This is a genomic window from Bombilactobacillus sp. ESL1094, assembly GCF_058107425.1.
Genome location: NZ_JBYLUM010000001.1, coordinates 1,337,340 through 1,349,965 on the forward strand (window position 1 = coordinate 1,337,340; position 12,626 = coordinate 1,349,965).

Annotated in this window: 8 protein-coding genes and 1 pseudogene; 4 read left to right on the forward strand and 5 right to left on the reverse strand. The window is 38.8% G+C overall.

Annotation, left to right across the window (positions count from 1 at the left end; translation table 11 throughout):
* The first annotated feature begins 68 nt into the window (after positions 1-68).
* The 4 genes and pseudogenes from rlmD (at position 69) to dcuC (ending at position 5,623) form a co-directional block, all read left to right on the forward strand.
* Positions 69-1,427, forward strand: coding sequence for a 23S rRNA (uracil(1939)-C(5))-methyltransferase RlmD (gene rlmD / locus AC3B5S_RS06340; protein ID WP_489790213.1), 1,359 nt, complete (start codon positions 69-71; stop codon positions 1,425-1,427).
* Positions 1,428-1,468: 41 nt separating this feature from the next.
* Positions 1,469-2,110, forward strand: a pseudogene (locus AC3B5S_RS06345) (SAP domain-containing protein).
* A 385-nt stretch (positions 2,111-2,495) separates the two neighbouring features.
* Positions 2,496-4,181 (forward strand): adenine deaminase C-terminal domain-containing protein, encoded by a 1,686-nt coding sequence (locus AC3B5S_RS06350; RefSeq protein ID WP_489790214.1) that lies wholly within the window; start codon positions 2,496-2,498, stop codon positions 4,179-4,181.
* Between the two features lie 32 nt (positions 4,182-4,213).
* Entirely contained in the window at positions 4,214-5,623 is a 1,410-nt protein-coding gene (dcuC, locus tag AC3B5S_RS06355; protein ID WP_489790215.1) for a C4-dicarboxylate transporter DcuC, read from the forward strand.
* Positions 5,624-5,734: 111 nt separating this feature from the next.
* Here dcuC and AC3B5S_RS06360 read toward each other — a convergent pair whose 3' ends face one another.
* The 5 genes from AC3B5S_RS06360 to AC3B5S_RS06380 all read right to left on the reverse strand — a co-directional run bounded on the left by AC3B5S_RS06360 (position 5,735) and on the right by AC3B5S_RS06380 (position 12,604).
* A complete protein-coding gene (locus tag AC3B5S_RS06360) occupies positions 5,735-6,817 on the reverse strand; it encodes a M42 family metallopeptidase (protein WP_489769584.1) in 1,083 nt (360 codons plus the stop codon).
* Positions 6,818-6,832: 15 nt separating this feature from the next.
* Positions 6,833-7,675, reverse strand: coding sequence for a M55 family metallopeptidase (locus AC3B5S_RS06365; protein ID WP_489769585.1), 843 nt, complete (start codon positions 7,673-7,675; stop codon positions 6,833-6,835).
* A 28-nt stretch (positions 7,676-7,703) separates the two neighbouring features.
* Positions 7,704-9,308, reverse strand: a complete 1,605-nt coding sequence (locus AC3B5S_RS06370; RefSeq protein WP_489769586.1) for a peptide ABC transporter substrate-binding protein — start codon at positions 9,306-9,308, stop codon at positions 7,704-7,706.
* A 357-nt stretch (positions 9,309-9,665) separates the two neighbouring features.
* Positions 9,666-11,270 carry a peptide ABC transporter substrate-binding protein gene (locus tag AC3B5S_RS06375; RefSeq protein WP_489758221.1) on the reverse strand — a complete coding sequence of 535 codons (1,605 nt, stop codon included), beginning with the start codon at positions 11,268-11,270 and terminating at the stop codon, positions 9,666-9,668.
* 215 nt (positions 11,271-11,485) lie between these two features.
* Positions 11,486-12,604 carry an iron-containing alcohol dehydrogenase gene (locus tag AC3B5S_RS06380; protein ID WP_489790216.1) on the reverse strand — a complete coding sequence of 373 codons (1,119 nt, stop codon included), beginning with the start codon at positions 12,602-12,604 and terminating at the stop codon, positions 11,486-11,488.
* Between the last annotated feature and the right edge of the window lie 22 nt (positions 12,605-12,626).

Consider the following 12,626-nt stretch of genomic DNA (forward strand, 5'->3'; position numbering starts at 1 on the left):
TTCAACTCAGCAAATGTTTTTGTTGGGGGAGACAACTTTTTTAGTCAAATTAGGTAAAAGGAAAAATTATGCAAACAACCAATTTAAAAAAGAATCAAGTTGTGACGTTGGAGATTTTAGATTTGTCCTATGAAGGCTTAGGCGTGGCTAAAGTTGACGGCTACTCGTTATTTGTGGAAAATGCCTTGCCACAAGAGCAGGTTAAAGCAGTAGTCACGAAGGTAGGCCGCAAGTTTGGTTTTGCTAAAACTTTAGAAGTTTTACAAGCTTCACCAGATCGGGTGAGCCAATACGATCCCAAATATATTCAAACGGGTATTGCACCGCTCATTCATTGGCGTTATGAGCGGCAGTTAGAATTTAAACGGCAACAAGTGGTGAATAATTTTCAAAAGCATCATTTAGACATCGCCGTTCAACCGACCGTGGGGGCAAAGCAGCCGCTAGGTTATCGCAATAAGGCACAGATTCCAGTACGGACGCTTCAAGGTCAAGCCACGACCGGTTTCTTTCGCAGTCGCTCCCATGATTTAGTGCCATTAGATGATTATTTGATTCAAGCGCCAGCAATTGATGCGGAAATTAATCAAATTCGGGACTTATTACGACAATTTGGTTTACAAGGCTACGATGAGATACACAATCGTGGTCAAGTGCGTCATATCATGGTGCGGCGCTCTGCAACAACTGGTGAGCTGTTGGTAGTGTTGGTCGTTATGTCTGATAAAATTAAACAGTTGCCACAGTTATGTAAAGCAATTATGCAAAATGCTACTGTTAAGTCTCTGTATTTAAATATCAATGCGAAGAAAACGAATGTGATTTTGGGTTCGAAGTTTGAATTAGTAGCAGGTCAAAGTTATATTACGGATCAAATTTTAGGAAAAGAATTTCGCATTTCGCCGCAATCTTTTTACCAAGTTAATCCGGAGCAAACGCAAAAATTATATCAATTAGCGATTGACGCAGCAGCTTTAACGGGACAAGAAATCGTTGTGGATGCTTATTCTGGGATTGGAACGATTGGTTTGAGTTTAGCCGACAAGGCGCAGCAAGTGATTGGCATTGAAGTAGTCAAACAAGCCGTGCACGATGCGCAAGTTAATGCCGCGATTAATCAAATTGATAATGCCCAATTTATTGTTGGTAAGACAGAAGATGTCTTACAAAAATGGGCACAAGAACAACGCCCAATTGACGTGTTAGTGGTGGACCCACCACGCAAAGGCTTAGATGCTAGCTTAATTGAGAGTATTCACAGCTTAAAACCCCAGCGTATCGTTTATATCAGTTGTAACCCAGCTACGCTGGCTCGCGATGTAGATTTATTACGTACGGATTATCAAGCCAAAATTAGCACTCCAGTCGACATGTTTCCAATGACTAAGCACGTGGAAAGTGTTACCCGGTTAGAGCGAATTAATTAATTGGGTTAGGTTCAAAAGTTCTGTATGAGGAGGAACAATGAATGGATCAACGACCAGAATTTAGTTCCCAGTTAACTAGTACAACTTTTTTGCAATATTATTGGTATAAGCAAGAATTACAATCTTTTTGTCGTCAATATCACTTACCGACTTATGGGACTAAGGCTGAATTAACCCAATATTTAGTCCAATTTTTAGATGGAATACCAGTAGCACTGATTAAACCGCGACGTAAAGTTCAATCTAATAATTTAAAATGGCAAGATTTGCAGCCGACGACTAAATTGTTAGATAGTGGTTTTACCTTGAATAATGAAGCCCGGAAATTTTTTGCGCAGTATTTTGGAGTGGCAAAGTTTTCGTTTAAAAAGGCTATGGCTATTAAGCTGCGTTCTGTTCAGCTTGAGCAGGATCATGAGGCAACGGTTCAAGATTTAATTGATGCTTATCAAACTCCGTCTTGTACGGTTGTTACGGCTGAAGAACAGACCTATCAATGGAATAACTTTGTAAAAGATTTTTGCCAAGATCCATTAACAAAAGACTACCAGCCTAAAATGAAAGTAGCCGCCATTTTGTGACAACACGTTAAACAACGGCGGGGTTCTAAAAAATATCGGTCAAAATTATTGGCAGAATTTGCGGCGGAAATTAAGAATTATCAAAAGGCTGGAACAGCATAAAAGAGAAAAAATTGCGCACCTCAAAAATCTTTAACTAGGGTGTAACAGTTACTATGTCGATAAAAAATGTAAAGCAATGACACAAAATTTTGGCGTAAAAACTCTGGATTTATCAAAATAGAACTAATTAATTAAATTTAACAAGTAAATTTAAAGGCCAAAGTCAGATAAATAAAGTTTGAGATGGTAGTTAATCTATTTCAAAGTTCATATTTATTTTGATTTGAGGTCTTTTTTTCTTTTATTAGATAAATACGTACTATATTATAGATTATACAATTTATAGTTCTGTATATACGAATTATGTTCTGGCTTTATACTGATATAGTTCTTGAATTAGTGGTATAATAAGATTGAATTATAAAAAATAAAGGAGATTGTTATCATGACAGTTGTTGATCAGCTTTTTATCAATGCACAGGTTTTTAATGTTTACTTAAAAAAATTTCAAAAAGTCAATATTGCCGTGAAGGACGGGCAAATTTATTGGGTAACGAAGGAACAGCCACAAGCCCAGCAAGTGATTGATTTAAACGATAAATTTGTGATTCCCGGCTTAGTTGATGCACATATGCACATTGAAAGTTCAATGACCACCCCTACGGCTTTTGGCGCCCAAGCTGCCAAATTTGGCACCACGACGATTGTGGCGGACGACCATGAAATTGCTAACGTGGCTGGATTGAGTGGACTGAAAGAGTTTATGGATCAACCGAGCTTAATTGATATCTTTTTTGCTATTCCGTCCTCGGTGCCGTCAACTAATTCCCAGATGGAAACGACGGGAGGAGTCATTGACGAACAAGCAGCCAGTCAATTATTAGATGATCCGCGGGTGGTAGTTCTGGGCGAAGTTATGAACTTTAAAGGCGTAGTGGCGCAACCGGATTCTCTGATTAATAAGTTAATTGCCGTGTGTCGCAAAAAACGACCGACGATGCCGCTGGAAGGACATTGCCCCAAGTACTTAGACGAAGATTTAGCCCGCTTTATTGCCGGTGGGATTACATCGGATCATACTCAGCAGACACCCACGGGGATGTTACAGCGCATTGCTAACGGAATGTTTGTGGAGATTCAGGCCAAGTCGTTGAAGCCGGAGATCATTCAAACGATTATTGATCAGCAACTGTACGAACATGTTTGTTTTGTAACCGATGATGTAATGGCTGATGATTTACGCGAAGGCCATTTAAATAAATTGGTGGCACAAGCAATTAGTTATGGTCTCAGTCCAGAAATGGCTATTTATATGGCAACTTATACACCTGCTCGTCGCATGGGACTATGGGATCGAGGTGCGATTGCCCCGGGCCGGGTGGCCGATTTAATCGTTTTAGACGACTTAGCAACTTTTAAAATTAATTCAGTGTATAAAAATGGTCGCTTGGTTCAAGATATTAAACCCCAACCAGTGCATTTTAGTGAACAATTAAGCCATTCAGTACAAGCTAGTCCCTTAACGGTCAAGGATTTAGATTTAGCAGTTGCCCAAGAAAATGGGCAAGTAACGGCCAATGTCATTGCAATTGAACCAACCAGTACCTTTACCAAATGTGAACCCACTACCCTTACAGTCAAAAACCATCACGTACAATGGCAAGCGGCTGGTTTAGCTTTATTAGTAGTCCAAGAGCGTTATGGGCACCATTATCCATTACAATTTGCTCTGATCAAAGGCGCTATTAATCAGCCCGGAGCAATTGGAACCACATGGGCACATGATCACCACAATTTATTAGTTTTGGGCACTGATTTAAAAGATATGGTCGTAGCACAAAATCAATTAGTACAACAGCAAGGCGGTTATATAGTAGCTAAAAATCAGCAGATCATTGCTAACGCGCCACTACCAATTGGTGGGGTGGTATCTAATGCTCCGATTCCAGAACTGGGGCAACAATTAGCGGAGGTGCGTCAAGGAATGCAAAGCTTAGGCTATCATCATTTTAATGAAATTATGTCTTTGTCGACGTTATCGCTCTTGGTTTCACCGGCATTAAAGATCTCTGATCAAGGAATGTTCGATGTTAAATCACAACAACCAGTACCGTTATTTCCGGCTGAATGATTGATATTTAGTTTTTATGGGGGATAGACTTAATGCAAACTATTCTAATCTTGTTAATTAGTTTAATCGCAGTCAGTATTTTAGTTTATATGTTGATTAAGAAGAACGATATTAAAATGACACTATTACTGTTGGGGCTAATTTTGATGTATGTTGCCCTTATATTGGGACAAAAAGTCAAAGTTACTGTGCCAACGGGAAATGTGTGGCTCAATCCGTTTCAATCATTAGCTGATCAATTTAGTAACACTTTGGTGGGTCCAGGATTTGTGATTTTGTTATTGGGTGGCTATAGTTCTTATATGAACCAAATCCAAGCTAATCAGGTAACGGTTGCTGCCTTAAGTAAGCCCATTAAAAAGATTAAATCTGTGTATATCTTAGTGCCAATTGTCTTTTTATTAGGCACCCTCATGTCCTTAGTTATTCCCAGTGCTGCTAATTTGGCTATTATTCTCTTAGCAACTTTATATCCAGTTTTAAGAACTGCGGGCATGTCCAGGTTTAGCGCGGCGGCTGTGATTGCTACTTCCGCGACCATTGTCCCCACGCCCTTAGGGGCCGATAATGTGGCTGTAGCAGCTCAGTTGCACTTACCGGTTAGTACCTATGTCTTTAAGTACCATGCTATTATCTCTATTCCAACTATTTTAGCGATGGCAGTCGTGCATTACTTTTGGCAAAAATATCAGGATAAAAAGTATCCAGAAAATTTATCTTATTCAGCGGAATTGGCGCAAAGTTCAGATCCCAACCAGGCCAAAGAGGTTCAACAAGTTCCAGATTATTCTGGGGGCTGGCGCTTGATTTATGGAATCTTACCATTATTGCCAATTATTTTATTATTAGTTGTCTTTTTTATCAATTTAGGACTGAAACATCAATTGACTTTAAGTGTTCAGGTCGTCTCAATTATGAGTTTTATAATTGCGGTCTTTGTTGAATTTTGTAAAAAGCGGCAAATAAAAAGTGTGCTCAAGGAAACTAATGCGTTCTTTAATGGGATGGGCAACGTAATGGGTGTGGTAGCTCTGTTAGTATCAGCACAGGTCTTTGTCCAAGGTTTGACTTCTATGGGCTTAATCAATCTGATCCAAACGATGATGCACCATTTAACAGGAGCTGGTTTTATCCTGCCAGTCATTATGGTTATTTTTACAGCAGTAATTGTTTTACTAAGTGGCAGTGGTATGGCCTTAATCTTTGCGATGATTCCCTTAATTGTGCCATTAGCTAAAGCCGCTGGGATTGCGCCAATGGCATTATCGGTACCGATGCAATTAGCAGGCAATTTGTTTCGAGCAGTTTCGCCCGTAGCGGCAGTAGTCTTGATTGTTGCAGGTGAAACTCAGTTGGCACCTTTACAAATTATTAGACGCACTTGGGTACCAATGTTTTTTGGTGTAATAATGATGTTGATTTTGTCGTTAATCATCTTGTAAAGCAATAATTGGAACAATTACAAATAAAAAATATCCATTAATTGAATTTCATTAGTATTAACTAACTCAGAACATTCAATCATGGATATTTTTTTAGAGGTATTTTACAATTTATTCGCCCTTAAAACTGTTAATCGTTGGTTCGTCAATTGATTCAATAATCTTGACGGCTAGTTTAACGGCGTTTTCAAAATCATCAAGATTTGCCCAGTTGAAAGCTGTGTGTTCATAGCGCACTGGAATGCCAATGACAATAGTTGGAGCTCCGCGATAGTATAAAATCGGAGCGCCATTAACACCGCCGCCGGTCCGGACCGAACGAGTATGCGGAATATGATTTTTGGTAGCTAAATCATCAGCGTATTGTTCAAATAATGGATTAGCAATAAAGGATGTATCCATATCACGGAGCATTGGTCCGCGTTTGAGACCAGTTTGCGCTAACCAATCAGGCGTAAAAGTATCATCACATGGACAACCTTCAAAGACAATTGACAAGTCAGGGTCAATGTTACGCACAGTAACTTCAGCCCCGCGCGTTCCAACTTCTTCTTGAGTTGACAAAGCCATGGTTAAATCAACATTTAAATCTTGATCAGCTAAATCAGATAAAGTGGCAACTAAAGCAGCGGCACCAACGCGATTATCAAAGTCTTTGCCGAAGAACATGCGGGTGGTGTCAAAGTATTCGCAATCAGCATCCACCACAATCGGACAACCAGTGTTAATTTTGAAGTCATTAATAGTTTCTTCACGACTAGTGGAACCAACATCAACCGATAAGTCGGCAATTTGGGGCACAGCGTTACGTTCGGCGTCAGTCATAAAATGTGGTGGCTTAGTGGCTACGACACCTTTAATATATTGACCGTCTTGATTGCAAACCCGCACCCGCATAGCTGGAATATTAGTTGGAGCCCAACCGCCTAACGGTACGAATTTAATTAAACCATTTGGTCGAATGGCTTGAACAATAAAACCGACCGAATCGGCATGTGCATCCATTTGAATCATTGGGCGTTTGCCAGTATTTTGCTGGCGACTGACGTAACTATTAAACATTCCGTCAATTTTGGTTTGCCCAAAGGGTTTAGTTTGTTCTTGAAAATATTTAGCGACTTCCATTTCAAAACCGGAAGCACCATTTAAATTGGAAAAATGTTTAATTAGTTCAATTTCTTGATTTTCTTTCATTTACACTACTCCTAATTAGTCTTGAGTACCAGCTAACATAACAATGGCAATAATTTCATTTAACAGAGCTTTCATGGATGGGCATTGAACTTCCACTGTGCGCCCATCAACGCGTGTTACATCTTGCATTTGTTCAACGGCATCTGCCTTAGCAGTATTAGCTAATTGAATCTTTAAAGTTAAAGGTGTGCTTAATGGTTGCACAGCAGTATAAGGCGCCGGATTGTCAATTACTTCTTTGGCACCATTGATAATATCAGCTTTAACTTGTTTGCGCGGATAACTCATCGCGGAGAAGCGATTTAAGGATTTTTTTGTAACAACTACTTTAGGAGTTGGACACATTTTTTCGTCGACGAGTTGTTCTTTAAGTGCCGAGTCACCAATGACTAAAGTTACCGGAACACCCAATTCGTTAGCATAAGCGACATTAATAGTCGTTTCGTTTTGATATTGACCATTAATCCAGACATTATAAGCAGAACGGGCACTGTAACTATGATCCATATTGCCGTGTAATTTACCAATTCCTGAGTGGTAACCAACAAAGAAAATTTGGTCAAAGGAATCATCCAAGCCACTCATCATATAATCTTCACGCGGATAACCACTAATTAAAGAGATCCGGTCGTCAATATCTGATAAATAGTCATAATCTAAGTTCGTACCTCTGGCGTGCGAATCAGAAATCAAAATTTCATCAATTTGACTGTTGTTCGTTGCTTGTTGAATGCCTTGAAGGGTCCAAGCAACTTGTTCGTTATAAAGCTTCCGGAACTTGGCAGTATCGTGATCGTCCATGTTCCAATCAGTAATACCTGCTAAACCTTCGACATCAGTAGAAATATAAATTTTCATAATTGAATTTACTCCTAATAGTTATTTTTTATTTCATGTAGGCATTTTTATAATATGGGAAGCCCATGGGACCCATGACAACATTCTTTAATTTTGGATTAATTAAATAGACCATTGAGACATAATACATAGGAACGACGGGCGCTTTTTGAACCACCATCTTATTAGCAGCTTGCAAACTATCCCAACGTTGTTGTGGTTGTGTAGCATATTGTCCGTTAGCATTGTCGACTAACTGATCGTATTTACTATCGCTGAATTTGCCTTCATTGTTCTTGTTGCCGGTCTTTAAGAGGTTCAAAAAGTCAGTAGGGTCATTAAAGGTTGGTGTCCAACCATTAATGACGGCATCAAAATCTCCGGATTGACTGGATGATAACCGACTATTAAATGGGACTGATTTGACTGAAACTTTGAGACCAGGCAGATGCGTCTGCAGTTGTGACTGTAAGAATTCATCGACTTTTTTAGTTTGATCATCGTTGCTAGAAAGAATAGTGAAATTAGCCGATTTGAGTCCCAATTCGCTCAACCCACTTTGCCAGAGTTGCTTAGCTTGTTTAACATCATATTGGTTTAATTGCCCTGCTTCTTTGGAGAAATCTTTACCAGTCTGTTCGTTTTTAAAACCAGTTGGCACAAAGCCAGAAGCTGGAACTGATTTATCTTGTAAAACTTTGCCGGTCAGTTGTTGGCGATCAATAGCCATGGACATGGCTTGGCGAATTTTTTCATTACTAAATAATTTGCGTTTAGTATTGAATTCCAGATACATAGTTCCCGGAAGTTTACGAACATATAATGATTTGCTCTTAGCGTGATTTTTAATCTCCTGCCCGGTTAAGGGCACCATTGCCAATTCTTTGGATTCAAATTGGTAAGCACCGGTATCCTGACTTTTAATAACGGAGACTTTGATTTTGTTCAAGTGGACGTGCTTTTTATCCCAATAATGGGGATTCTTGACATAGGACCAAGTGTCACTAGTGCCATCCCAATCTTTTAAGACAAACGGTCCATCATATAAAGTATGTTTGGCATCGGTACCGTATTTCTTACCTTGAGCTTGAACATACGGTTTATACAATGGGAACGAAGCACTCATCGCTAAAACGGATGGGAAGTACGGCACGGCTTGATTTAACTGAATTTTCAGTTGATACTTACCAGTGGCTTTGATGCCGAGGTTACTCGGGGCTAACTTACCACTATTAACTTCTTTATAGTTTTTAACGTTTTCCAAAAAATAAGATTGCTGTGATTTAGTTTTGGGATCAACAGTCCGTTGCCAACCATAAACAAAGTCTTGCGCGGTCACAGGCTTGCCGTTGCTCCAGTGACCATTATGTCTCATGTTAATCGTATAAGTAGTTTGATTGTTTGACAATTTCGGCTTACTCGTGGCTAATGCTGGAATAATTTCACCTTTTTTATTGAAATTATATAAGCCCTCATTGACTTGCTCGGCAACTTCGGCAGATTCATTATCCATCGCCAGTGAAACATCGGCAGTGCTTAACTCTGCGGAAGTCCCAATGGAAATGTCTTTTTTGTTGGTGGCATTATTATGACCGCAACCAACAAGGCTTAGGCTACTAAGTAAGGTCAAACCCATTAAATAGATTTTCTTCATGAACATCCCTCCTTAAATAATTTAGAAATTAATTTTATTCTAATTCGACATTAATTTAATTGCAAACTAAAATTAAAAATAAATGTAAAAAGTTTTTAAAAATTAAATTCAGAAATTTAAAAAATAATAATAATAATTTGGCTAATAATTTTTTGACTAAGTGACTGAATATTCATGCCTAGACGACCTTGGCTAAGCATTATACTTCATAAAAAAACTGCGTTTCAGCTAATCGGATTGTATAATCAACAATCTTGATTGTGTGCTAAAACGCAGTTAAATTAATTAAAAATAGTCTTGATTATTAATATCTTTTGGTCAATTGGTAATTTTATTTTAATTAACCAATGAATTTAATTAGTTCATGATGGCATTTTTGTAATATGGAAAGCCCATAGGTCCCATCACAATACCTTTGAGTTTGGGGTTAATCAAATAAACAAGAGATAGGTAATACAAGGGAACGACTGGCGCTTTTTGAACAACTAGTTTGTTGGCGGCTTGCAGATTATTCCAACGTTGTTGTGGCTGCGTAGCATATTGATTATTAGCAGTCTTGACTAACTGATCATATTGGCTGTCGCTAAATTTGCCTTCATTATTTTTGTTACCTGTTGTTAAAAGATTTAAGAAATCTGTCGGATCGGCAAAAGTTGGTGTCCAGCCATTGATGACGGCGTCGTAATTGCCAGCTTCACAAGAGGCTAGGCGACTGTTAAACGGGACTGGTTTGACGTTAACTTTGAGTTTGGGTAAGTGGGTTTGTAATTGTGACTGCAAAAATTCGTCCACTTTCTTAGTCTGATCATCGTTACTAGATGTAATAGTAAAACTAGCCGATTTCAATCCCAGTTCGCTGAGTCCACTTTGCCATAATTGTTGCGCTTGCTTGACGTTATATTGGGTTAATTGTCCAGCCTGTTTGGCAAAATCTTGATGAGTTTGCGGATTTTTGAAACCGGTAGGAACGAACCCTGTGGCTGGTACTGATTTGTCTTGTAAAACTTTGCTCGTCAATTGTTGGCGATCAATGGCCATGGCCAGGGCTTGGCGAATTTTTTCGTTACTAAAGAGTTTACGCTTATTGTTGAATTCTAAATATTGCGTGCCGGGTAACTTGCGGACATATAAAGCTTTACTTTGGGCGTGATTTTTAATTTCTTGACCAGTTAAAGGTACCATGGCTAATTCTTTAGATTCAAATTGGTAAGCACCAGTATCTTGACTCTTGATCACAGAGACTTTAATTTTGTCCAAGTGGACGTGCTTTTGATCCCAATAATGCGGATTTTTGACATAAGACCAAGTATCGCTGGTGCCGTCCCAGTCTTGGAGAGTGAAGGGACCGTTATATAAAGTATGTTTGGAACTGGTACCGTATTTTTTACCTTGGGCTTGGACATATGGTTTGTAAAGAGGGAAGGAGGCGCTCATGGCTAAAACTGATGGAAAATATGGGACGGCGTGTTCTAGTTGAATTTGCAGTTGATACTTGCCAGTAGCTTTAATGCCAAAATTTTGTGGGCTCATTTTGCCGGAATTAATTGCTTGATAATTTTTAACATTTTCTAAAAAGTAAGATTGCTGTGATTTGGTTTTGGGATTGACAGTTCGTTGCCAGCCATAAACAAAATCTTGGGCGGTGACAGGTTTACCATTACTCCAGTGGGCGTTATGGCGCATGTTAATGGTATAAGTAGTTTGATTGTTCGATAACTTAGGCATTCCGGTGGCCAGTGCGGGGATAATTTTGCCTTTTTTATTGAAGTTGTAAAGTCCCTCATTGACTTGTTCGGCCACTTCGGCAGATTCATTATCCATGGCTAATGAAACGTCGGCGGTACTTAATTCAGCTGATGTTCCAATGGCGATTTCTTTTTTAGCATCTGCATTCTTATGACCACAACCGACTAATCCAAAACTGGTGAGTAAAGTAAGGCCAATTAAAGCTATTTTTTTCATAAGTAGCACTCCTTTAACTTTAAATTAACGCAATTCTAATTTAAAGCTAATTAAAAAGCAAGGAGTTAGTCGCAAAAACTTTGATATAACAATGTTGATTATTGCAGCCTAAAATTAAAATGCTTTTAAATGAATTTTAATTATTAGCTAATAAGATCAAAAAATGCTCGGAAATCATGTTAGATTGCCGAGCATTGCTGAAATTAATTAGAAAATTAAAGTAATTGAGTATAAATATCACAGACATCTTGTTGAGTTAAAGTAATGGGGGAATTAATCATTAATCGTTGTTGATTGTCCATCACTGATTGGGCAAACTCTTGGCAAGTTTGTTCAGTCATGCCAATTTGACTTAAACTTTGATTGGGTAAAATTTGGTCAATTAGTTTTTCTAGTTCAGAGAGCGTAGCTTTAGGAGCAACAGGTAAAACCGTTGCTAAAATATTTTCTAAAGCAGATAAATCAGCTCCCAATTCTTGATATTTTCTGAAGGTGCCACTAAATACTAAATAATTGGATTGGCCATGAGCGATATGATAAGTTGCTCCGATCGGGTATGCTAGAGCATGAACGGGGCCGCAACCAGCATTGCCGAAGGCTACACCGGCCATAGTACTGGCTTCTAAAAAGTCTAAGAGTAATTGACCTTGAGGTGTTTGCCCGACTTGTTGTTGGATAATAATTTGATTGTAGCCTTGAATAATTGTTGTCATAGCCTGCACAGAAAACAGTTTACTAAAGCTAGTAGCTTTGGGTGACAAGTAAGATTCAATTGCGTGGACTAACGCATCAATGGAACTAGTAGCAAACACTTTATAAGGCATAGTTTTCGCTAATTGCGGCACTAGATAAACTTGATCGGCATACATTTGCGGGTAGGCTAAGCCAACTTTAGTTTGTTTAGCTAAAAAGTTGAAGACGGCAACATTGGTAACTTCGCTGCCGGTACCAGTGGTCGTTGGCACAATAATCAATTGCCGCTTTTTAGTTAAATTAGCGCCGTTTGCAGCAATTTGCTGCATATTAACTCCAGCACCGTAAACCAGTAATTTAGCGTTATCAATCACGGAACCACCGCCAATAGCAAGAATGCGATCATAATCTTTGGTATTGACTTGTTGTAATAGTTGATCGGCCGCTTGATCAGTGGGTTCACCCTGAATATAATTTTCGAGATAAACCACGTCGAGTGGAAGTTGATCGAGGTCCAAATGGGGTTCAATAATATACTGATTAGTTAAGAGCAAATCATGTTGACCCACTTGTAATTCTTGAAATAAAGTTGGTAAATCAGGCACACTAGTAATTGCGGGTTTGATACTAAATTCATTCATAAAACTTTGCCTACTTTCTGTT

Excerpts from the sequence above, each read along its gene's own strand:
- AC3B5S_RS06365 (WP_489769585.1), bottom strand. The coding sequence starts at position 7,675 with ATGAAAATTTATATTTCTACTGATGTCGAAGGTTTAGCAGGTATTACT.
- AC3B5S_RS06370 (WP_489769586.1), bottom strand. The coding sequence starts at position 9,308 with ATGAAGAAAATCTATTTAATGGGTTTGACCTTACTTAGTAGCCTAAGC.
- AC3B5S_RS06380 (WP_489790216.1), bottom strand. The coding sequence starts at position 12,604 with ATGAATGAATTTAGTATCAAACCCGCAATTACTAGTGTGCCTGATTTA.
- AC3B5S_RS06375 (WP_489758221.1), bottom strand. The coding sequence starts at position 11,270 with ATGAAAAAAATAGCTTTAATTGGCCTTACTTTACTCACCAGTTTTGGA.
- AC3B5S_RS06360 (WP_489769584.1), bottom strand. The coding sequence starts at position 6,817 with ATGAAAGAAAATCAAGAAATTGAACTAATTAAACATTTTTCCAATTTA.
- AC3B5S_RS06350 (WP_489790214.1), top strand. The coding sequence starts at position 2,496 with ATGACAGTTGTTGATCAGCTTTTTATCAATGCACAGGTTTTTAATGTT.
- dcuC (WP_489790215.1), top strand. The coding sequence starts at position 4,214 with ATGCAAACTATTCTAATCTTGTTAATTAGTTTAATCGCAGTCAGTATT.
- rlmD (WP_489790213.1), top strand. The coding sequence starts at position 69 with ATGCAAACAACCAATTTAAAAAAGAATCAAGTTGTGACGTTGGAGATT.